Below are 21,726 nucleotides of genomic sequence, written 5' to 3' on the forward strand. Positions count from 1 at the left end.
GCCTCCCTCAAAAGTTGAACTGACTGTTACTACAAATAAGCCTTGTCCTCTATAAATCAATATACTCATAGAACAGTAAAATAGACCATAAGATTGAACATGAAATAATTAATTACCCTTTCCTATAAACGTTCAATTCATTTAAAAAAGTAAATTCAAGATTACAAATATGGGAGAAAAATCGCCTCGAAGGAGGAATCTTTTTGAAAAGGCCGAAAATCGGATTGGCACTTGGATCAGGAGGAGCTAGAGGGTTCGCGCATTTAGGGGCAATTAAGGTACTGAAGGATGAAGGAATTCCAATTGATTTAATAGCTGGAAGCAGTATGGGTGCGATGGTTGGCTGTTTTTACGGGGCTGGACTCGATATTAACCGCCTATATAAATTAGCTACAGCTTTCAAACGCAAGTATTATTTGGATTTTACTGTACCAAAAATGGGTTTTATAGCAGGGAAGAGAGTGAAGGAGCTTATACGCATATTTACTCACGGCAAACATTTAGAGCAATTAGTGCTGCCCGTTAAGGTGGTTGCAACAGATTTAATGACTGGGGAAAAGGTGATCTTTGAAAAAGGCCCCATTGCTGATGCTGTCCGTGCCAGTATTTCAATCCCTGGAATTTTTGTTCCTGAAAAACTTAACGGCCGTCTCCTTGTAGATGGAGGGGTTGTTGATCGTGTCCCTGTTTCCGTTGTAAAGGAGATGGGAGCAGATATTGTCATTGCCATTGACGTATCCCATGTTAAAACAAATGCTGAAATCACTTCCATTTATGATGTAATTATGCAGAGTTTGGATATTTTACAGATGGAATTAGTCACTCATCGTGAAATTGTATCAGACTTTATGATTAAGCCGAGGGTCGAAATGTATAGTTCAAGAGCATTTACAAATATTGAAGAAATCATCCGAATCGGGGAAGAAGAAACGAGAAAACATATTAAAGAAATTAAAGAAGTAATCAACCAGTGGAAGGAGCCTGCAAGTGAATGAGAAATAAATATGTTATGCGTTCCTTCATGACCGCAGCAATCATTCTAATATTAAGTTCTTTTTATACCTTGCCCTACTATGTGTCAAAGCCTGGATTAGCTAAAGAACTTGAACCAATCGTTCAAGTTGATAATGGATACAAGGAAGCAGGAAGCTTCATGCTGACGACCGTGAGAATGGGAAAAGCGAATATATATTCATATGCCATTGCAAAGCTAAATCCATATCATGAACTTTATCAAATTGATGAAATTAGGAGAGAAAACGAGTCGGAGGAGGAATATAATGTTCGGCAGCTGCATTTAATGTCTTCTTCAAAACAGTCTGCGATTGAGACGGCTTACAAGAAAGCGAAGATTCCGATTCATTATAAATATCATGGCATTTTTGTCCTTAATGTAAAGCCTGATATGCCTGCTGATGGAAAATTGAAGGCAGGAGACCGGATCTTTAAGGTTGACGGCAATGAATTCGAATCCTCAGATCAATTTATTAATTATATAGCCGGAAAAAATGAAGGTGACGTAGTTGAATTTACTCTTGAACGCCATAAGAAAATAAGTGAGACGAAGATTGCCTTGCAAATACTTCAAGAGACAGGGAAACCTGGTGTTGGGATCTCCTTAGTGGACGATAAGGAAATTGAAGTAAAGCCTAATGTAACGATTAATAGCGAGGATATTGGCGGACCTTCCGCAGGTTTTATGTTCTCGTTGGAAATATATAATCAATTAGTGAAAGAAGATTTAACTAGGGGCTATCAAATTGCAGGAACTGGAACAATTAACTCGAATGGAATAATTGGAAGAATCGGAGGAATAGAGCAAAAAATTGTTGCTGCTGACAAAGCTGGTGCAGACATTTTCCTTGCACCAAATGAAAATGGGGAAGAAGATTCAAATTATAAGGCGGCGGTAAAGACAGCGAAAGATATTGGTTCAAAAATGAAAATTATTCCTGTCGATACGTTTGATGAAGCCATTGACTATTTATATAAGCTAAAATCAAAATAGCGGCAAAAACCGCTATTTTTGATTGTGGAAGTATTATTAATCAAGTAAAAGGGGCGGTTGCTTAAATTCCATATCCATCAGACGCTGCTGCGCAATTCCTAAAGCACCCATTGAATAAATCCGAGAAGCTCTAATATCAAGTGTTAAATGTTTAATATGTACGGAAGAAAGTTTTGAGATTAAAGGCAGCTGCAGCCGTGATTTATTTTTATTTAAGTAGTGTCTGCCTTTAGAGGTCATTCCTAATAGACGTAAATATTCTGCTCTTTCAACTTGTTTATTCATTTCATTCTTTCTCGTATTTGTTAAAATGTGTACACAGGCTCTTTGAAGTCTTGTCCAAGTATATCGCTTCGTTTTTATATTATTCATAAACTCGTGAAAACTATTGGATACAAGCACAGCAGAAGCTAGCCGATTCTCAAGACCTTCTTCAACTTCGTATATACAGCTTAGTTCTTCAGAAGTGGAATGTAGGATCCGAAATCTTAAATAAGGCCAATAATTCTCCCAATCATGAAAAAGTCCAAATTCCTGTCGATAATCAAGCAGTACCTGGTAGGATGTTTCAGGCATGTATTGTTTAACGTTAGCCAACTCACCCTTTTCTGAAAATAAAGCTTTTCGAATGCTTGTTGCACTGGCTATGGTGTCAGAAGAAAAATGTGGGTCATGATAATCTGCACTCTTCCTAGATACTGTTAAGGGCTTAATAGAAGCGTTCTGTTCTTGAACAGCCTTTACATATTGAAAACCCAAAATATTATTAGGCTTTGACATATCAAGTAATTCTTCATAGGGAGATAGATCATGGTAAGCCAAGGACGAAGCCTTTGGATAACTATTTCCTCGTTCTAAATAATGTTTCACTTGTCTTTGATAATGATCATTGTTAGTTTCAAGAAACGAGATCGTCCGGCAAAAGCTTTCGATATCTCCAGATTCACTCCCGAAGCAAAGGGAATGGCATCCAGCAGCCTCGAGAATGGAAACGGCACCACTTGCAAATGAATTAGCCTGCTGTGTAGCGAAGGCATACGGCAATTCAAAAACAATATCAGCTCCCGCCAGTAATGCCATCTCTGTACGTTTCCATTTTGAGACAAAGGCGGGTTCTCCTCTCTGAAGAAAATTGCCGCTCATTACAGCAATAACGACTTCAGCATCTGCAAGTTTCCTTGCTTCCTGCAGATGAAAGGCATGACCATTATGAAAAGGGTTATATTCTACAATTACACCAACTGCATTCATTTAATTTAACTCCTTATAGTTAGTTTAAAAGGGAGTGGGAAGGTGAAGGATAATAGAAAAGCAGAAAGGACAAAAGGTTTAAATAATCTGATAATGAACACATTATACTGTAAAGATTTTTTATTGACAAATAATTATTTGAAAGCTATAATTACCTTTGTTGCCTTGGGGTGATTTATATGAAATGGACATTAAGTCAGTTACAAAAATATCGAAGCAAGGAATTGCTCATTGATGAATTAGTTGAAGTTGACGAGATTAAAAACATTGATCCGACAATTAGAGATGCTTCACCAATGAGGGTCACTGGCCGAGTGGATATCGATTCCGCAAAAGCAACCTTCCATATGAAATTGGAAGGGTACTTAATTCTTCCTTGTTCTCGTACGTTAGTTGACGTAAGCTATCCAATTAATGTAGAAACAACAGAAACTTTTCTCTTAAAAGGTTTAGATTATGAAACCGATGAGGAAGTTCACCAAGTAATAGGTGATGTGATTGACCTAATGCCGGTCATTCATGAGATCCTGTTACTCGAGGTTCCAATGCAAGTATACTGCGAAGATAGCAGTGAAGAAGGAGCTCCTCAATCTGGAAAAGATTGGGAGGTCATTCAGGAGCAAGATAAAAAGGATAAAATTGATCCTCGTCTTGCTGGACTTGCTCATTTTTTTGATCAAAGTGATCCTTCTTCCGATTCATAATTGGAGGAAAACTACACTCTCTAAATCTCTTTAAGGAGGTGGGACTAATGGCTGTACCTTTTAGAAGAACTTCTAAAACTGCGAAAAGAAAGCGTCGTACCCATTTTAAATTACAGGTACCTGGTATGGTAGAATGCCCAAACTGTGGTGAAATGAAACTTGCTCACCGCGTATGTAAGGCTTGCGGAACATACAAAGGAAAAGAAGTTGTTAACAACTAATTTCCAATCTGATAAAAGCACAAGAACATTATGTTCTTGTGCTTTTATCGTTTTGAGCTACTATTAGGAGGAGTATTGAACAATTTCTTGGTTGAAGGAGGATCACATGGACTCATACATAATAGAAAAACATGAAGATGGATTATTAATGTTTACGATTAACAGACCAGATAAAAGAAATGCAATCAGTTATGAAGTAATGGATGGTTTAGAAAAAGCCCTGACTCTATCTAGTCAAGAAGATATTAAGGTTCTGGCGATAACTGGCCAAGGGGAGAAGGCGTTTTGTTCTGGCGGGGATCTATCAGCTTTTCATCGTCTAAGAACAGAGGAGGAAGCCTATGTGATGCTTAGTAGAATGTCCGAATTACTAGTCAAGCTCATGCTGTTGCCAAAGCCTACAATTGCCCTGCTGAATGGAACTGCTGTTGGAGGAGGCTGTGAGCTTGCTTCAGCCTGTGATTTTCGTATTGCAAGTAAGCATGTTAAGGCTGGATTTATTCAAGGATCCTTGGCTATAACTACTGGCTGGGGAGGGGGAACCTTTCTGTTTGAAAGGCTTTTGCCGGCTAATGCAATGAAAATGCTAATGGAAGCTTCCCTTTATGATACAGAGCAATTAAGGGAACTTGGATTTGTTCAATCAATTGTAGAGGGTGACCTTCAAGAGAATGCACGGAAAGACTTAAATATAATACTCGGCATAGAGTCAGACGTATTAACAGCCTATAAAACAATGCTAATTAATAAATGGAAAGAAACAAGGCTTAAAGAGAGAGTAAAGGAAGAAGTAAGGAAATGTGCAAAATTATGGGAAAGTGAAGCGCATCATCAGCAAGTAGCCAAGTTTTTAGAGAAAAAGTAAGAATTTTCTACATTCTTTATAGATAATCATTTAGGATATCAGTCTATCTTTTCTAGCATAAGCATATGTATAAATAAAAAACACTAGGAGGGATATTCTGATGTCTTCAACTCGACAGGATGCTTGGACTCATGATGAAGATTTACTTCTTGCTGAATTGGTGCTTCGTCATATTAGAGAGGGTGGTACACAGCTGCAGGCTTTTGAAAAGGTAGGAAAAAAGCTCTCTAGGACAGCAGCAGCATGCGGATTTCGCTGGAATTCCTATGTAAGAAAACAATATAAATCTGGAATAGAGTTAGCCAAAAAACAGCGGAAGGAAAGAAAGCATAACCCTCAAGCAGAAGAGGCAGGAAATTTTGAGGAAAATGACGAAGTAGCGACTAATCTTGAAGTTCCTGCAGAGAATTCAAATGGAATTGATAAACCGTTGGAATTTGAAGATTTGATCAGCTACTTAAAAAAATTATATAGTAAAGCTGAAGAGTCCAGTTCACAAAGTGAAGATTTAAAAACAAATGAGGCTCGGATTCAACAGCTTGAAAAGCAGCTGTATTATCTTGCATCAGAAAATGAAAGATTGATTAAGGAATTAAACTCAATTGAGAAGGATTATAAGTCATTAATCGAAATTATGGAAAGAGCAAGAAAAATGGTTGCGATCAAAAACGAAGATAGTCAGCAAAAAATATAATTTGAAAAAATAAAGCGGACAATTTTTTGTCCGCTTCGAATTTATATCTGTTTTGGATTTATAGTCATCTGCTCTCTGATTAATGTGTCTGCTCTCTTACGCCCTCAGGAAACCATACTAGCGGGTTTTCTCCACGATCTCTTTCCATGTCATAATGAACTGAGGAAAAGCCCATCTTTTGCCAAAAATCAGCTGATTTTACTCTTGGATTTGTCTTTATTGGCAGACCAAAATTCTTCGCAAATTCTACTAGTGCCGTCCCATATCCTTTATTCTGATAGTCAGGGATTACTTCCAATTTCCACAATTCTAAATAATCTTGAGCAGGTTCAAAGTATCTGTCAAAGTTTTTTTCAACTTGATAAAGGCTCATTCTTGCAACTAGCTTATCTCCAAAATAAATTCCATAGAACGGAGATTTACTATCGTTCTCAATAATATTCGCTTCTAGGTCTTCAAGCATCGAAAGCTCTTGAAGTCCATATTCTTTAAATTTTTTAAACTCTTCAAGTGTTTTATAATTGATGACCAATTTTTCAACCTTATAATCCATGAATATTCCTCCCCTGTAAATCCTATTGTCAAAAATCGGATTTTTTTATCTAATAAATGTAGGCGCTTTCTTCTATTTATTAATATTATATAACAAATAGTCAAGAAATTGTAATCAATCCTAAATATACAGATAATTATCTCTTATTAGTGGTCTTTCTTATTACCTTTTTTCTTTTTTCTGTTAAAATATGACTAAATACATAGATAGAGTGAAGTGAATGTTATGGAAATTGCAATTATTGGCGGAGGTTCATTAGGCCTGCTATTCTCCCATTATTTAAATGAATTTCATCAGATACGCTTATATGTCCGTTCAAAGGAGCAGGAGTACGCTTTATCAACTGAAGGGTTAATATTTGAAAAAAATGGCCAAAAGATCGTTCATTCTATTAACACTGCAAAATTCTCTGAATGGGAGGGAAACGAAGATCTAACAATTCTGGCAGTTAAACAATATCATTTGCCCGATATTTTGCAGAGAATGGCAGAAGTAACTCCCAGTTATAAAGGATCATTCTTATTTCTGCAAAATGGAATGGGGCATTTAAAATGGTTAGATTCCATACAGGCAAATAATATTTATGTTGGATCTGTCGAGCATGGAGCTAAGAAGGAAAGTTTAAATCATGTTAATCATTCAGGAAGCGGCATTACGAGAATAGCCATTTACAAGGGGCATTCCTTAGATAATATAAATGAATTGGCAAATCAATATATAGATCGCTTTCCGTTTGCTGTAGAAAAGGATTATGAAAGCATGCTGGTTAAAAAGCTAATTGTTAACTCGGTTATTAATCCTATAACCGCTGTTTTAAATGTTCGCAATGGTGAACTTCTTGATAACCCGTATTACTATAAGCTTTTTAAGAAAATGTTTATAGAAATTAGTTCCATTTTATATATGAATGATCAAGATGAGACACTTACGCATCTTGAAAATGTATGCAGGAAAACAGCTGCTAATCATTCATCCATGCTTCAGGATCTAGTTGGAAATCGACCAACGGAAGTGGATGCGATTCTAGGCTATGTGCTGGAAAAGGCAGGTGAAAAGGGAGTGTCTGCTCCTCTTACTGAGTTTTTATATGAAACTATAAAAGGTAAGGAGTATTAAGGAAGGGAGGCGTATGAATGATATCTTTTTTTTCTTCGATCATTGCTACTTTTGTTACCATTCCATTATTAGGTTATTTTCTCGTTTTCATAATTTGTAAGCAAGTGACAAAGCAGCATAAAAAATCAGTACACATGGCTCTAGATGTAAGTACCTTCCTATTTATCATCTCTGTCCATTATTTAATTCTTGCAATTTGGGAACAATCTTTTTTATGGGTTATTTTTTTATCCTTACTTGTTTTAGCCATTATATTCGTTTTACTGCACTGGAAAATTAAACATGAAATAAATTTACCACTAGTTTTCAGAGGGTTTTGGCGTTTTAATTTTCTTCTATTTTTTACTGCGTATGTAGTTTTAACGGTAATTGGATTAATTCAAAGTGTGAGTGGATTTGTAGCTGGAGGTTAATACTCGAGAATTTTGAGCAAAGTCTTTTTCATTTCAAATCAGACAATGCTATACTCATATGGAAACATCCGAATAAGGAATAAAAAAGATTAATAAGCGTTCTCAGCTAATTAATGAAAATTGTGTATTAGAAAGGAAGACTTAAATGGAGATTGAAAATCTCTCCTTACCGGCGACAAACCGATTTGCAACAGAATATTTAGAACAGACAAAGAATATTCAGAGATATTTTCATTATCGTTACAATGATCAGTTAGATTTTGAAAAACGCCGCGGGGAATTAATGAACCGATCATTTATGAGAGAAGAGCTTGCAGCTCATATTGAACAGTATATGTCTAAATTTCCAGGCTCTGACATGGTTCAGTCTTCTCTTCAAAAGCTGAAGCAGGAAAATAGTACAGTTATTATTGGTGGTCAGCAGGCGGGTATACTAACTGGACCACTATATAGCATACATAAGATAATTTCAATAGTTAGTCTTGCAAAGCAAAAAGAGCGGGAATTAAATGCTCCAGTTATCCCGGTTTTTTGGATTGCAGGCGAGGATCATGATTTTCAGGAAGTTAATCATGTTTATGTTGAAAATAACTATAAAATCGAAAAGAAAGTATATCCAGAAAAAATACGTGATAAACGAATGGTCTCTGATATTACCATCGACCGGGATCAGTGTCTCAAATGGGCAGAAGCGATTATTCAAACATTTGGGGAAACTGAACATACGCTAGGCCTTCTGGCAGAAGTGGAAACAGCTATCAGCAAATCTGATTCATTTGTTGATTTTTTTGCTCATCTTATTATGCAGATGTTTAAGGATACAGGTCTCTTAATTATTGATTCAGGTGACCGAAAACTTCGAAGTCTTGAAAAGGAGTTTTTTGTCAAACAAATAAACAGCTTTAAAGATATCACGAAATCTGTATTATCCCAGCAGTCTGAACTTAAAGAAGATGGCTTTTCAAATATGATTGAAATAAGTAATGCTGCTGCAAACTTATTTTATTATGACGAAGACCATTATGAAAGAATCCTCCTAGAGTATGATGAGGATAAGGATGCATTCAGCGGAAAAGATGGTTCTTTTCAAATCACCCGGCAAAGTTTGCTCGATCTCGCACAGGAGTTTCCAGAAAAACTTAGCAATAACGTAGTAACTAGACCGATTATGCAAGAATGGCTATTTCCAACGCTTGCTTTCATTGCTGGACCTGGAGAAATTGCTTACTGGGCTGAGCTAAAATTGGCGTTTGAACACTTTGATTTAAGAATGCCTCCAATCGTACCTCGTCTTAATATTACCTTCCTAGATCGCTCAATAGAATCAGATATACTTGAGCTTGGACTTGATTTGGAAGAAGTATTAATTTCGGGTACAGAAAAGGAAAGGCTTCAATTTTTACAATCAATAAGGGATCAGCAGGTGAAAGAGCTTTTCAATAAAACAAAGCAGGAATTTCTGCAAAATTACGAAATGCTGGAAAGCTATTTAATGAAAAAAGATACAGGCTTGGTGCCACTTCTTAAAAAGAATGAAGGCTTTTTGATCAAGCAGCTGGATTTTATGGAAGCAAAGCTTGATCAGGCAGAACAATTAAAATATGATGTATTGTTAAATAAGTTTGCAAGGGTAGAGAATGCCATCAGGCCACTAGGTTCACCTCAAGAACGGATGTTGAATTGTTTATTCTTTATCAATCAATATGGATTCAACATTATCCATAACCTTTTAGAGTGCAGCTTTACATTTGATGGCACACATAAATTAATTAAAATGTAAAGCAATAAAATATTTGCCGAAAAAAGACTTTATCCTATAGGATGAAGTCTTTTTTTGTTGAAGAACAGAGAGGATTTTAAAATGGTGTTAAGATTTGTAGGGAAAAGACGAACGAAAAAATGGAAATAGCTGATATTTTCTAAAGGATTTTAAACCCAATCATAGAATTTTAAAAATATGTGGAGGAAAGTGGGGGAATGTGGTACATTTGAGTAAGAAAGTGGGGTTAGTGGGCATGTTCATGGGTGAGTACCATCACAACATTGATAATAAGGGCCGTTTAATTGTACCTGCTAAATTCCGTGATGGTTTAGGAGAATCATTTGTCCTAACACGCGGCTTAGATCAATGTTTATTTGGCTACCCTATGGATGAATGGAAGCTGCTAGAAGAAAAGCTTAAAGGCTTACCGCTCACAAAAAAAGATGCTCGTGCATTTACCCGTTTTTTCTTTTCTGGTGCTACAGAATGTGAAATTGATAAACAAGGAAGAATAAATATAACCTCCCCCCTGGCTTCATATGCCAACTTGGAAAAAGAATGTGTCGTTTTAGGGGTTTCCAGCAGGATTGAAATATGGAGTAAAAGATTATGGGAGGATTATTTCTCTGATTCAGAGGAATCCTTTGCTGAAATTGCAGAGAATATGATTGGGTTTGATATTTAACTTCATTCAGCAGAAAAAGAGGTGGACAGCATGTTTGAACATACGACAGTATTACTGAAAGAAACAGTAGATGGTTTGGATATTCATCCTGAAGGCGTGTATGTTGATTGTACGTTAGGCGGGGCAGGACATAGTGAATTAATATTGTCCAAGCTATCAGGGAATGGAAAGCTCTATGCTTTTGACCAAGATGATACAGCAATTTTACATGCTAAGGAAAAGCTTTCAAAATACGGTGATAGAATAACTATTATTAAAAGTAACTTTGAACATCTTCAAGCGGAATTGGAAAAGTTGGGAGTTCATCAAGTGGATGGGGTTTTGTATGATTTAGGCGTTTCATCTCCCCAATTAGATACACCTGAACGAGGCTTTAGTTATCATCATGATGCTCCATTAGATATGAGAATGGACATGGATGCAGATTTTTCTGCTTATGATGTCGTTAATCATTGGAGCTACGGTGACTTAGTTAGAATTTTCTTTAAATATGGAGAAGAAAAGTTTTCAAAGCAAATTGCCCGAAAAATTGAAGCTGCGCGTGAAATAGCACCTATTGCTACTACAGGTCAGCTCGTTGAATTGATTAAGGACGCTATTCCGGCCCCTGCTAGAAGAAAAGGCGGCCATCCTGCAAAAAGAGTTTTTCAGGCTATTCGTATTGCAGTTAATGATGAACTAGGAGTATTTGAGAGATCCTTGCAGCAGGCTATTGATATTTTAAAGCCTGGCGGCAGGATAAGTGTCATTACATTCCATTCACTCGAGGATAGGATTTGTAAGGTTTCATTTAAAGCTGCAAGCGATACACCTAATCTCCCGCCTGGATTGCCAATTATTCCAGATGAATATAAACCGGTCATAAAATTAATTACAAGGAAGCCGATCACTCCGTCTGATGATGAACTGGAGATAAATAATAGAGCTAGATCAGCAAAACTTCGAATCGCTGAAAAATTATAGAGAAACTAAAATAGAAACCAAAACAGGAGGGGTATAATGGGAAACCTAGCACGGAAACTTCAACAAGAGCAAAGGTATGAACAGCAAAAACAAATGGTACAAGCACCAAAAAAGATCAGAAATCGAAATCCGTGGCTTTCACCAGGAGAAAAACTATTAGGGTTAGTTTTCACAGGGATTGTTTGTTTTGGTGCTGTTAATATTGTTTCAAATCAAGCGGCGATTTACGAAATAAATAAAGAAATTCAAGATACAAAAGTAGCTATTCAGGAACAGAAAAAGGTAAATGGAGATCTCGAAATGCAGGTAAGCGAACTAAGTACATACGAACGGATATGGGAAAAGGCAAAGGAGCTTGGGCTAAAATTAAATGAAAACAATGTTAAGGTTGTGCAAGATTAATGATCAAAAAACAGCCAAATATTAACTTTGGAGCAGCAATATTATTTGTAATATTTGGTCTGCTCTTTTTTGTCTTAGTTTACCGCTTTATCTCCATACAAGTAACAGGTGAAATCCGGGGACATGTTCTTGCAGCAGAGGCACAGCAAAAATATGAAAACGAAAGGGTTATAGAAGCAAGGCGAGGCACAATATATGACCGGAATGGAGAGGTCCTCGCAACAGATATGAACTCATACAAACTAGTTGCGATTTTAGATGAGAAAATGACAACCAATGAAAAAAAGCCCCGTCACGTTGTGAATCCTGAAAAAACAGCAAGTGAACTAGCAAAAGTAATTGAAATGAATGAATCAGACATTTATAGACTCCTTACTAAAGTAAATCCTAAAACAAATGAAAAGCCTTTTCAAGTTGAGTTTGGCAAAGCTGGACGTGATTTAACTAACCAAAAGAAAAGAGAAATTGAAGAATTGAAGCTTCCAGGCATTACATTTATTAAGGATACTAAACGTTTTTATCCTAACGGTGTATTTGCGTCTCATTTAGTTGGGTACGTAGAAAAAAAGGAAGCTGAAAATAACAGAACTGAAACAGTAGGAATGCTCGGTTTGGAGCAAAGTCTGAATGATATTTTGACAGGGGAAAATGGCAAGGTTAAATATGAAAGTGATCTATGGGGATATTTATTGTCCGACAGTGAGGAGCGTGTTACACCTGCACGTAATGGACAGGATGTATATTTAACGATCGATAAGAAAATCCAAACCTTTCTGGAGGATTCCCTAAATAAAGTAGAAAACGAATATAAACCGAAGAAAATTTTCGCGGTTGTGGCAGATCCGAAAACCGGAGAAATTCTTGCAATGGGACAAAGGCCGTCATTTCACCCAATGACTAAGGAAGGGATAAATGAAACTTGGCATAATGAGATCATTGAGAACTCATTCGAGCCTGGTTCAACGATGAAAATTTTCACCCTTGGAGCGGCAATTGAAGAGGGAGTATTCAACCAGAATGATACATTTAAATCAGGTCAATATGCAGCAGATAATAAATCAAGACCTGTTCGAGACTGGAACGATGGCCGTGGATGGGGAACAATTTCCTATTTAGAAGGAGTTCAACGCTCATCCAACGTTGTTTTCGCAAAACTTGTAAAAGAAAAACTTGGCTTTGACACTTACGAAAAATATTTAACGAGTTTTGGCTTTGACCGGCCTACAGGAATTGAATTGCCGAAAGAAACTGGTGGTAAAATCGTCTATAATTGGCCATTGGAAAAAATAACAACCGGCTTTGGGCAAGGAACAGCTATTACTCCTATCCAGCAGGTTCAAGCGGCCACTGCCATCGCCAATGATGGGAATATGATGAAGCCTCATATTATAAGTAAAATTGTCGATCCAAATGACGATGAAAAAATTGTTAAAAAAACCGAACCTGAAGTTGCGGGAAAGCCAATTTCTGCAAATACAGCCAAACAAGTTAGAGATATTTTAGAAACAGTTGTATCTTCACCTAAAGGCACTGGCTTTCGTTATTACAATATTGAAGGGTATGAAGTAGCTGGAAAGACAGGGACAGCACAAATACCTAATCCTCAAGGCGGATATTTAACTGGCCGTCAAAACTATGTGTTTTCATTTTTAGGAATGGCACCAAAGGATGATCCAAAGTTAGTTGTCTATGTGGCAGTCCAGCAGCCGGAAATTGATATTCATACTAGCGGAGCTATTCCAGTTGCGGATGTATTTAATCCGGTTATGAAAAGCAGTCTGCAATATTTAAATATTGATCCAGCAGTACAAACCAAACCTAATTTTGATTTAATTCCTAATGTTACAGATTTATCACCTGAAGAAGCTATTAAACAACTAACTAGCAAAGGAATGGAACCGATTGTTATCGGAAAAGGCAATCAGATTATAAAACAGCTGCCTGAGGCTGGAGCAAGTTTGCTTTCGAAAGAAAGGGTAATAATTCGAACGGATGGGAACTTAACTATTCCAGACATGACAGGCTGGTCATTGCGAGATGTAATGAAGATTGCAAAGTTAGGAAATTTAAAGTTAAATACTGTTGGAAGTGGATATGTAAAGAAGCAAAATTTAAAGCCTGGTGCATTATTTAATGAAGGTGAATATTTAATAGTAGAGTTAGAACCTCCGATCGATAAATACAGTGTGGATGAAGAAGAGCCATCTGAAGATAGCGAGGAAGAAATAATTGAAGTAAAAGATTAATAAGTAACACTTGAGACCAAAACAGAATATTGGAGTAATGATCAATTTGCTATTGATTATTACCCCAATATTCTGTTGGTCTTTTTCTTATTCTAATTAAATGGGTACAAGCATATATTGAAACGAGCCAAAAACTAAGGAGGATCGTTCTTGTATGCGTGTTTCTAATGTAACTGTGAGAAAAAGATTAACAATAGCTCTAGTCGCAGGCTTGTTAATTTTTTTTATTATTGATATTCGACTCGGATATGTTCAATTCTTTTTAGGCAATTCTTTAACAGATGGCGCAAAGGAACTATGGAGCCGGGATATACCCTTCGAACCTGAAAGAGGTGAAATCATTGACCGTAATGGGGTTGCACTTGCAACAAATGTAAGTGCACCTACAATATATGTGGTACCAAGGCAAATTAAAGACCCTAATGACGCTGCGGAAAAACTAGCTGCTGTTCTTAATGCATCAAAGGAAAAAATTTATGCAGAGATTACTAAGAAAGCAAAGGATGTAAAATTAACTGCGGGAAGAAAAATTTCCCATGAAAAGGCAAAAGAAATAAGATCATTGAATATTGATGGAGTATACCTTGGTGAGGATTCAAAGAGGCATTATCCATTTGGAAATTATTTGTCACATGTATTAGGATTTGCTGGTATCGATAATCAAGGGCTAATGGGACTAGAACTTTATTACGATAAAGAATTACAGGGGAAAAAAGGATCCGTCAAGTTTTATGCAAATGCAAAAGGTGAACGAATGAATGATATGGCTGACGATTATGATCCCCCAGTGGATGGATATGATTTAAGGCTAACGATAGATTCTAAGGTGCAGACCATTGTGGAACGGGTATTAGATAATGCACAAGCGACTTATAACCCGGATGGAATTATTGCAATCGCGATGAATCCGAATAATGGAGAAATATTAGCGATGTCAAGCAGGCCAAATTTTGATCCTGCTAATTTTCGGAATGTCTCACCGGAAGTATATAACCGGAATCTCCCAATTTGGAGTACTTTTGAACCAGGATCCACATTTAAAATCATCACGCTTGCAGCCGCATTGGAGGAAGGGAAGGTTGATCTGGAAAAAGATCATTTTCATGATCCGGGCTACGTTAAAGTGGGCGGTGCAAGATTACGCTGCTGGAAAAAAGGTGGACACGGCAGCCAGTCATTCCTTGAAGTCGTTCAAAATTCCTGTAACCCAGGCTTTGTTGAACTGGGTGATCGACTAGGAAAAGAATCTTTATTTAAATATATAAGAGACTTCGGATTTGGTGAAAAAACAGGAATTGATCTTCAAGGTGAAGGAACTGGAATTCTTTTTAATATTGATAAAGTGGGACCTGTTGAACAGGCAACCACTGCTTTTGGACAGGGGGTTTCAGTCACACCTATCCAACAGGTCGCTGCCCTTTCTGCTGCTATAAATGGAGGGACATTATATACACCATATGTGGCAAAGGAACTCATCGATCCAATAACTGGCGAAATTGTGATGAGAAAAACTCCTACAGCCAAAAGGGAAGTTATTTCCAAAGAAACGTCAGATCAAATTAGATATGCTCTTGAAAGTGTTGTAGCCCAAGGCACGGGAGGTAAAGCGTTTATAGACGGATACCGAGTAGGCGGAAAAACAGGAACAGCACAGAAGGCCCAAGGCGGAAGATACCTTGAAAATAACCATATTGTTTCTTTTATTGGCTTTGCTCCAGCAGATGACCCTCAGCTAGTTGTCTATGTTGCTGTAGATAATCCGAAGGGCACCGTCCAATTCGGGGGAGTTGTTGCTGCCCCTATTGTAGGAGATATTATGGAAGATAGTCTGCGTGCGATGGGAGTTAAGCCGAGGGAAAAGCAAATCGAGAAAAAGCTTACATGGCCTGATGTTCCGATGATTGAGGTGCCGGATTTAGTAGGCATAACGAAAAAAGAACTAGGGGAACTGTATATTAATCTAAAAATAGATGCAAGCGGAGAAGGGGACAAAGTGGTTAAGCAAACACCAGAACCAGGTATAAAACTTAAAGAAGGGTCCACGATTAGACTATATTTTGACAAGGATGAATAAAATACCGGAATTCTAAAAAAGCGGGCGGCCCATTATGTAACGCCGCCTGCATTTTTATTAATTCCATTTTTAGACTTAGTAAATTCGAATAGCTAAATGTCAATTTTTCATGTAAAATGAAAATCGTTACGATTTTTGGCTGTTTCTTAATATTGCATGGATTGTATGTATGTAAAGTCTTTTAGTTAAGGGGATGACGAAATGAAGTTACATACGCTATTGCATGATTTGCAGCCATATTTGGCATATAGCGGGGAAAATCCTGACATCTCTTCAATAGAAAATGACAGTCGTAAAGTTCAAAAAGGCAGCCTGTTTATTTGTATTAAAGGTTTTACAGTAGATGGACATGATTTTGCTCCCTCAGCTGTTAAGAATGGCGCGGTTGCCATCGTTTCTGAAAAAGAAATGAACCTTTCTGTGCCTGTTATTGTTGTTCGAAATACTAGGCGGGCAATGGCTTTATTAGCTGACTCCTTTTTCGGACAGCCAAGTAAGAAGCTGCATTTAATTGGGATTACTGGCACAAATGGGAAGACAACAACGAGCCATTTAATTGAAAAAGTTCTATCGGATTATGGCAGAAAGACTGGTTTGATTGGTACAATGTATACAAAAATAGGGGATAAAATGTCTGATGTGAAAAATACAACTCCAGATGCCCTTACCCTACAAAGGATTTTCAAACAAATGGCTGATGCCGGTGTACAATCCACAGTGATGGAGGTTTCTTCACATGCATTGGATGAAGGCAGGATACACGGAAGTGATTTTGATTTAGCAGTATTCACAAATTTAACTCAGGATCACTTGGATTATCATAAAACCATGGATGAGTATAGAAATGCAAAGGGTCTGCTATTTGCCCAGCTAGGCAGTGCGTTCCGATATAACCCTCCAAAGTACGCCGTTCTAAATATCGATGATTCTGTAACAAATCATTATATAAAAGCAACAACAGCTCATGTGATAACATTTGGGATTGATCAGCCTGCAGATTTGCAAGCGGCAAATATCCAAATGACAGCCTCTGGAACCTCATTTGAATTACATAGTCCATTTGGAAAAAATCAAGTATCTATGGGGCTTGTTGGAAAATTCAGCGTATATAATGTGCTTGCAGCCATTGGTGCTGGTATAGCATCCGGAATTCCTATGAAACATATTATTCAATCAATTCAGGGATTGAAGGGTGTATCAGGCCGTTTTGAAACTGTCGATGCAGGACAGAAATTTACGGTGATCGTTGATTATGCACATACACCAGACAGCTTAGAAAATGTGCTGAAAACAGTAAAGCAGATTGCAGCTAAAAGAATTTTTGTCATCGTTGGATGCGGTGGAGACAGGGACCGTTCGAAAAGACCTTTAATGGCAAAAATTGCATGCCAGTATGGCACTGACGCCATTTTCACTTCAGATAATCCCCGCAGTGAGGATCCTGTTGCAATTTTGGCAGATATGGAAGCTGGGGTAAAAGGTCTAAAATATAAAGTTATTCTTGACCGAAAAGAAGCAATTTACTATGCAATTAACATGGCAGTTGATGGAGATGTCATTTTAATAGCTGGAAAAGGACATGAAACCTATCAGTTGATCGGAAATCAAGTTTTTGATTTTGACGACCGGTTAGTTGCAAAAGAGGCAATAGAGGAGCGATAAAATGTTATTAGCGTATGGTGATTTAGCGAAACTGTTTCCGAAAGTGAAAGGAATACAGGATCATAAGCTTTTTTTTCATACGGTCGCGACAATTTCAGATGTGCCCCAATTCAGAGGAATGTTCATCCCTCTTGATGAGAATACAGGGGAGTTGAAGAAAGCCATTGAAAATGGTGCAGTTGCTGCCCTGTGGAATGAAGAGAAGGAGATCCCTCGATATACACCTAATCATTTTCCAGTTTTTTTTACTAATGACTTATTGAAAGGCTTAAAGGACATGATGGAACTATACTTAGAAAAATTAAACCAACAACAAGAAGCAGAAATTAAAGTGACTAATTTCCTCTTTTCAGATGAAATACTTCTTAAAGAAAACAAATCAACATATGATATTGCTGTGATGGCAGAAAAAATTAAGGACATTAGCAATAGGCTCCAGGATGGAAGGGAGGGAGCAAAATGATGGAGAAAGTTATTTTTTTCACAATAATTATGAGTTTCTTAATAACAGTCCTGCTATCTCCCATTTTTATTCCCTTCTTGAGAAGATTGAAATTTGGGCAAAGCATTAGAGAGGAAGGTCCTAAATCGCATTTAAAGAAAACCGGGACACCAACGATGGGCGGTATTATGATCCTTCTCTCCATTGCCATTACAACATTTGTGATGACAGGAAAGTTTTCAGAGCCAACCGTAAAAACATACTTGCTTTTATTAGTTACGCTCGGGTTTGGGCTCTTAGGCTTCCTTGATGACTTTATTAAAGTCGCTTTGAAGAGGAATCTTGGTTTGACCTCAATACAGAAGTTATTGGGGCAGATTATCATTTCAATAATTTTTTATTTTATTTTTCAGCAAAACGATTTTTCAACTGTCATTCATATACCATTAACGAATCTTTCTTATGATTTAGGATGGATGTATGTTCTTTTTATCATATTTTGGCTAGTAGGCTTTTCTAATGCTGTTAATCTTACAGATGGTTTGGATGGGCTTTTATCTGGAACGGCTGCAATCGCCTTTGGAGCGTTTGCCGTTTTAGCTTGGAGTTTATCACAATTTGAAATTGCCATCTTTTCTGTGGCAGTAGCGGGTGCTGTGCTAGGCTTTCTTGTTTTCAATGCTCATCCTGCTAAAGTATTTATGGGGGATACCGGCTCTCTTGCACTAGGTGGAGCTATTGCAACAATTGCTATATTAATTAAGCTTGAAATCATCTTGCTAATTATTGGCGGCGTTTTTGTTATCGAAACTTTATCTGTTATTTTACAGGTGATTTCATTTAAAACAACAGGCAAAAGGATCTTTAAGATGAGTCCATTACATCACCACTATGAGCTTGTTGGATGGTCAGAGTGGAGAGTTGTGGTGACCTTTTGGGCTGTAGGCCTTCTTTGTGCAATTCTTGGAATCTATATCGAGGTGTGGATGTAATTGAAACCGATCAATCACTATCGTCATAAAAAAATATTAGTATTAGGATTAGCAAAAAGTGGGGTTGCCGCTGCTTCTCTTTTACATAAACTCGGTGCTTTTGTAACCGTAAATGATTACAAACCACTTTCCGAAAATATGGAGGCGCAAAGTTTGCTGGAAGAAGGAATTACGGTAATATGCGGAGAGCACCCTTTAGGACTCCTTGAAGAAGGGTTTGAGCTAATTGTTAAAAACCCGGGGATTCCTTATCATAATCCAATGATTGTAGGTGCAATTGAAAAGCGGATACCTATTATTACAGAGGTTGAGCTTGCCTATCATATATCTGAAGCTCCACTAATAGGCATTACAGGGACAAATGGAAAAACTACGACAACTACACTTATTTATGAAATGCTGAAAGAGGGGGGGAAGCACCCTTTAATTGCGGGTAATATTGGAACAGTAGCCTCCGAGGTAGCACAGGGGGCTACTAGGGAAAATACGATTGTTATAGAATTATCCTCTTTTCAGCTAATGGGAATAAATGAATTTAAACCGAAAATTGCTATTTTAACAAACCTTTATGATGCACATCTTGATTATCATGGAACAAGAAAAGAGTATGTTCATGCGAAAGCAAATATTACTAGTAATCAAACAAATGATGATTTTTTTATCGTAAATGCAGAGCAGGATGATGTGTTGGAAATTGCTGCACAGTCAAATGCTACAATCATTCCGTTTTCAGTTAAGAATAGATTGGATTCCGGTGTTTATCTTGAAAACGGCTGGATTTACTTTAATGATGAAAGAGTTATCGCGACTAAAGATATTGCCTTACCGGGAGCTCATAATTTAGAAAATATTCTTTCGGCTATTGCCGCAGCAAAGCTTTCATCTGTTAATAACGAGGCAATTTTCAAAGTTCTTCATACGTTTAAAGGTGTCAAGCATCGCTTGCAGTTTGTTATGGAACATGAAGGGAGAAAGTTTTATAACGATTCAAAGGCAACGAATATATTAGCAACTCAAAATGCTATTTCCGCTTTTCATGACCCTATTATTCTTCTGGCGGGCGGTTTGGACCGCGGGAATGAATTTGATGAACTTATTCCTTACTTTAAAAACGTAAAGGCAGTAGTAACCTTTGGTCAAACTGCCCCGAGAATCAAAAGTGCTGCAGTTCAAGCGGGAATAAAAACCATAATGCATGTCGATAATGTGGAAAAAGCCGTTCCTGTAGCCTATCAGTTATCCGAAAAGGGTGATGTGATATTGTTATCTCCAGCTTGTGCGAGCTGGGATCAATATAAAACTTTTGAGGTAAGGGGAGACATTTTTATACAAGCTGTGCATATGCTTAAGTGAGGGCTTGTACGCGAATAAGGGAAAAATCAGCATAGGGAGTCATCTTTCGCAATATTTTCTTCGTTTTTTACACGGCCCTAAAACTAGCATTCGAGGTGTTTTGTGTTGCCAACAAAAAGAACGACTCCCGATTTGATTTTAATCATCGTGACATTAACATTACTTGCAGTGGGGTTAACGATGGTATATAGTGCTAGCGCTATTTGGGCAGAGTATAAATTCGATGATTCTTTTTTCTTTGCAAAGAGACAGATGCTGTTTGCTGCGGTAGGGATAGTCGCTATGTTTTTTATCATGAATGTTGATTATTGGACGTGGAGAACTTGGGCAAAGGTTATAGTCATTATTTGTTTTGTCCTATTAATCCTAGTCCTAATACCAGGTATTGGAAATGTAAGGAATGGTTCAAGAAGCTGGATAGGGGTCGGTGCTTTTTCGATTCAGCCATCGGAATTTATGAAGCTTGCGATGATTGCCTTTCTTGCAAAATATTTATCTGAAAACCAAAAACTTATAACGTCCTTTACAAAAGGTTTAATTCCATCATTAGGGATTGTGTTTTTGGCTTTTGGATTAATCATGCTGCAGCCGGATTTGGGAACAGGAACAGTCATGGTTGGTACTTGTATTGTAATGATTTTCATTGCAGGCGGGAGAATTAGCCACTTTGTCGGACTTGGCCTATTGGGGCTTGGGGGCTTTGTTGCTTTAATCTTATCTGCTCCTTATCGGATCAAACGAATAACCTCCTTTCTAGATCCGTGGGAAGACCCATTAGGAAGTGGATTTCAGATTATACAATCCTTATATGCAATCGGACCAGGCGGGTTATTTGGTTTAGGACTGGGACAGAGCCGCCAAAAGTTCTTTTATTTGCCAGAACCGCAAACGGACTTCATATTTGCCATTCTTTCAGAAGAGCTTGGGTTTATTGGGGGATCGTTTGTTATTTTATTATTTGCCTTACTATTATGGAGAGGAATTAGAATTGCCCTTGGAGCTCCTGACCTATTCGGCAGTTTCCTAGCGGTTGGTATCATTGCGATGATTGCGATCCAGGTCATGATTAATATCGGGGTTGTCATTGGACTCATGCCTGTTACCGGAATTACCCTTCCATTCCTAAGCTATGGGGGATCATCATTAACACTTATGCTTTTAGCAGTAGGTGTTCTATTAAACATTAGCAGATATTCAAGATATTAATTTTTTGACCCTGGTTACAGGGTTTCTTTTTGTTTTATCTAAACTTATAGATAGATTACATTATGATGAAATTGACTAAAAACAACTGAAATTTATTACATTTACATGTCATTA

21 protein-coding genes are annotated in these 21,726 nt (G+C 37.5%); 19 read left to right on the forward strand and 2 right to left on the reverse strand.

From position 1 onward, the window contains the following. The first annotated feature begins 203 nt into the window (after positions 1–203). Positions 204–995: a patatin-like phospholipase family protein gene (locus RRV45_RS08775; protein WP_315668436.1), complete on the forward strand. Its 792-nt coding sequence runs from the start codon at positions 204–206 to the stop codon at positions 993–995. Then, positions 992–2,008 carry a SepM family pheromone-processing serine protease gene (locus RRV45_RS08780; protein ID WP_315668437.1) on the forward strand — a complete coding sequence of 339 codons (1,017 nt, stop codon included), beginning with the start codon at positions 992–994 and terminating at the stop codon, positions 2,006–2,008. The genes RRV45_RS08775 and RRV45_RS08780 overlap by 4 nt, the downstream gene beginning before the upstream one ends. A 36-nt stretch (positions 2,009–2,044) precedes the next feature. On the opposite strand, the gene RRV45_RS08785 is transcribed toward RRV45_RS08780, so the two are convergent. Next, positions 2,045–3,259: a nucleotidyltransferase gene (locus tag RRV45_RS08785; protein WP_315668438.1), complete on the reverse strand. Its 1,215-nt coding sequence runs from the start codon at positions 3,257–3,259 to the stop codon at positions 2,045–2,047. 179 nt (positions 3,260–3,438) lie between these two features. On the opposite strand from RRV45_RS08785, the gene RRV45_RS08790 reads away from it, so the two are divergent. The 4 genes from RRV45_RS08790 to RRV45_RS08805 all read left to right on the forward strand — a co-directional run bounded on the left by RRV45_RS08790 (position 3,439) and on the right by RRV45_RS08805 (position 5,743). Beyond that, positions 3,439–3,963, forward strand: coding sequence for a YceD family protein (locus RRV45_RS08790; protein ID WP_315668439.1), 525 nt, complete (start codon positions 3,439–3,441; stop codon positions 3,961–3,963). A gap of 47 nt (positions 3,964–4,010) precedes the next feature. Continuing rightward, on the forward strand, positions 4,011–4,184 hold the full coding sequence (rpmF, locus tag RRV45_RS08795; protein WP_003348855.1) for a 50S ribosomal protein L32: 174 nt from the start codon (positions 4,011–4,013) through the stop codon (positions 4,182–4,184). A gap of 106 nt (positions 4,185–4,290) precedes the next feature. Further along, complete coding sequence (locus RRV45_RS08800; protein WP_315668440.1) at positions 4,291–5,049, forward strand: enoyl-CoA hydratase/isomerase family protein; 759 nt, start codon at positions 4,291–4,293, stop codon at positions 5,047–5,049. A gap of 100 nt (positions 5,050–5,149) precedes the next feature. Further along, complete coding sequence (locus RRV45_RS08805; protein WP_315668441.1) at positions 5,150–5,743, forward strand: RsfA family transcriptional regulator; 594 nt, start codon at positions 5,150–5,152, stop codon at positions 5,741–5,743. Between the two features lie 79 nt (positions 5,744–5,822). Here RRV45_RS08805 and RRV45_RS08810 read toward each other — a convergent pair whose 3' ends face one another. Next, positions 5,823–6,296, reverse strand: a complete 474-nt coding sequence (locus RRV45_RS08810) for an N-acetyltransferase (RefSeq protein ID WP_315668442.1) — start codon at positions 6,294–6,296, stop codon at positions 5,823–5,825. 225 nt (positions 6,297–6,521) lie between these two features. On the opposite strand from RRV45_RS08810, the gene RRV45_RS08815 reads away from it, so the two are divergent. The 13 genes from RRV45_RS08815 (at position 6,522) to spoVE (ending at position 21,612) form a co-directional block, all read left to right on the forward strand. Then, entirely contained in the window at positions 6,522–7,412 is an 891-nt protein-coding gene (locus RRV45_RS08815; protein WP_315668443.1) for a 2-dehydropantoate 2-reductase, read from the forward strand. A 17-nt stretch (positions 7,413–7,429) separates the two neighbouring features. Then, positions 7,430–7,825 (forward strand): DUF3397 domain-containing protein, encoded by a 396-nt coding sequence (locus tag RRV45_RS08820; protein WP_315668444.1) that lies wholly within the window; start codon positions 7,430–7,432, stop codon positions 7,823–7,825. A gap of 145 nt (positions 7,826–7,970) precedes the next feature. Further along, complete coding sequence (gene bshC / locus RRV45_RS08825; protein ID WP_315668445.1) at positions 7,971–9,605, forward strand: bacillithiol biosynthesis cysteine-adding enzyme BshC; 1,635 nt, start codon at positions 7,971–7,973, stop codon at positions 9,603–9,605. A gap of 235 nt (positions 9,606–9,840) precedes the next feature. Next, positions 9,841–10,272: a division/cell wall cluster transcriptional repressor MraZ gene (gene mraZ / locus RRV45_RS08830; RefSeq protein ID WP_315668975.1), complete on the forward strand. Its 432-nt coding sequence runs from the start codon at positions 9,841–9,843 to the stop codon at positions 10,270–10,272. 30 nt (positions 10,273–10,302) lie between these two features. Then, a complete protein-coding gene (rsmH, locus tag RRV45_RS08835) occupies positions 10,303–11,235 on the forward strand; it encodes a 16S rRNA (cytosine(1402)-N(4))-methyltransferase RsmH (protein WP_315668446.1) in 933 nt (310 codons plus the stop codon). A gap of 36 nt (positions 11,236–11,271) precedes the next feature. Then, a complete protein-coding gene (gene ftsL, locus RRV45_RS08840; protein WP_315668447.1) occupies positions 11,272–11,637 on the forward strand; it encodes a cell division protein FtsL in 366 nt (121 codons plus the stop codon). Then, positions 11,637–13,883: a penicillin-binding protein gene (locus RRV45_RS08845; protein WP_315668448.1), complete on the forward strand. Its 2,247-nt coding sequence runs from the start codon at positions 11,637–11,639 to the stop codon at positions 13,881–13,883. The genes ftsL and RRV45_RS08845 overlap by 1 nt, the downstream gene beginning before the upstream one ends. Positions 13,884–14,037: 154 nt before the next feature. Then, entirely contained in the window at positions 14,038–15,957 is a 1,920-nt protein-coding gene (locus tag RRV45_RS08850) for a stage V sporulation protein D (RefSeq protein ID WP_315668449.1), read from the forward strand. 201 nt (positions 15,958–16,158) lie between these two features. Beyond that, positions 16,159–17,619 (forward strand): UDP-N-acetylmuramoyl-L-alanyl-D-glutamate--2,6-diaminopimelate ligase, encoded by a 1,461-nt coding sequence (locus tag RRV45_RS08855; RefSeq protein WP_315668450.1) that lies wholly within the window; start codon positions 16,159–16,161, stop codon positions 17,617–17,619. Between the two features lies 1 nt (position 17,620). After that, entirely contained in the window at positions 17,621–18,082 is a 462-nt protein-coding gene (locus tag RRV45_RS08860) for a hypothetical protein (RefSeq protein ID WP_315668451.1), read from the forward strand. Beyond that, positions 18,079–19,053: a phospho-N-acetylmuramoyl-pentapeptide-transferase gene (mraY, locus tag RRV45_RS08865; protein WP_315668452.1), complete on the forward strand. Its 975-nt coding sequence runs from the start codon at positions 18,079–18,081 to the stop codon at positions 19,051–19,053. Before RRV45_RS08860 ends, mraY begins: the two co-directional genes overlap by 4 nt. Further along, positions 19,054–20,406, forward strand: a complete 1,353-nt coding sequence (gene murD, locus RRV45_RS08870) for a UDP-N-acetylmuramoyl-L-alanine--D-glutamate ligase (protein ID WP_315668453.1) — start codon at positions 19,054–19,056, stop codon at positions 20,404–20,406. A 105-nt stretch (positions 20,407–20,511) separates the two neighbouring features. Beyond that, a complete protein-coding gene (spoVE, locus tag RRV45_RS08875; protein ID WP_315668454.1) occupies positions 20,512–21,612 on the forward strand; it encodes a stage V sporulation protein E in 1,101 nt (366 codons plus the stop codon). Positions 21,613–21,726 lie beyond the last annotated feature (114 nt).

The sequence above is a fragment of the Bacillus sp. DTU_2020_1000418_1_SI_GHA_SEK_038 genome (assembly GCF_032341175.1).
GTDB lineage: Bacteria > Bacillota > Bacilli > Bacillales > Cytobacillaceae > Cytobacillus.

Coding starts and splice junctions, on each gene's coding strand:
- mraZ (WP_315668975.1), top strand. CDS start 9,841: ATGTTCATGGGTGAGTACCATCACAACATTGATAATAAGGGCCGTTTA.
- rpmF (WP_003348855.1), top strand. CDS start 4,011: ATGGCTGTACCTTTTAGAAGAACTTCTAAAACTGCGAAAAGAAAGCGT.
- RRV45_RS08780 (WP_315668437.1), top strand. CDS start 992: ATGAGAAATAAATATGTTATGCGTTCCTTCATGACCGCAGCAATCATT.
- RRV45_RS08815 (WP_315668443.1), top strand. CDS start 6,522: ATGGAAATTGCAATTATTGGCGGAGGTTCATTAGGCCTGCTATTCTCC.
- rsmH (WP_315668446.1), top strand. CDS start 10,303: ATGTTTGAACATACGACAGTATTACTGAAAGAAACAGTAGATGGTTTG.
- RRV45_RS08800 (WP_315668440.1), top strand. CDS start 4,291: ATGGACTCATACATAATAGAAAAACATGAAGATGGATTATTAATGTTT.
- RRV45_RS08860 (WP_315668451.1), top strand. CDS start 17,621: ATGTTATTAGCGTATGGTGATTTAGCGAAACTGTTTCCGAAAGTGAAA.
- RRV45_RS08790 (WP_315668439.1), top strand. CDS start 3,439: ATGAAATGGACATTAAGTCAGTTACAAAAATATCGAAGCAAGGAATTG.
- RRV45_RS08845 (WP_315668448.1), top strand. CDS start 11,637: ATGATCAAAAAACAGCCAAATATTAACTTTGGAGCAGCAATATTATTT.
- mraY (WP_315668452.1), top strand. CDS start 18,079: ATGATGGAGAAAGTTATTTTTTTCACAATAATTATGAGTTTCTTAATA.
- RRV45_RS08805 (WP_315668441.1), top strand. CDS start 5,150: ATGTCTTCAACTCGACAGGATGCTTGGACTCATGATGAAGATTTACTT.
- ftsL (WP_315668447.1), top strand. CDS start 11,272: ATGGGAAACCTAGCACGGAAACTTCAACAAGAGCAAAGGTATGAACAG.
- bshC (WP_315668445.1), top strand. CDS start 7,971: ATGGAGATTGAAAATCTCTCCTTACCGGCGACAAACCGATTTGCAACA.
- RRV45_RS08850 (WP_315668449.1), top strand. CDS start 14,038: ATGCGTGTTTCTAATGTAACTGTGAGAAAAAGATTAACAATAGCTCTA.
- RRV45_RS08855 (WP_315668450.1), top strand. CDS start 16,159: ATGAAGTTACATACGCTATTGCATGATTTGCAGCCATATTTGGCATAT.
- RRV45_RS08810 (WP_315668442.1), bottom strand. CDS start 6,296: ATGGATTATAAGGTTGAAAAATTGGTCATCAATTATAAAACACTTGAA.
- RRV45_RS08785 (WP_315668438.1), bottom strand. CDS start 3,259: ATGAATGCAGTTGGTGTAATTGTAGAATATAACCCTTTTCATAATGGT.
- RRV45_RS08820 (WP_315668444.1), top strand. CDS start 7,430: ATGATATCTTTTTTTTCTTCGATCATTGCTACTTTTGTTACCATTCCA.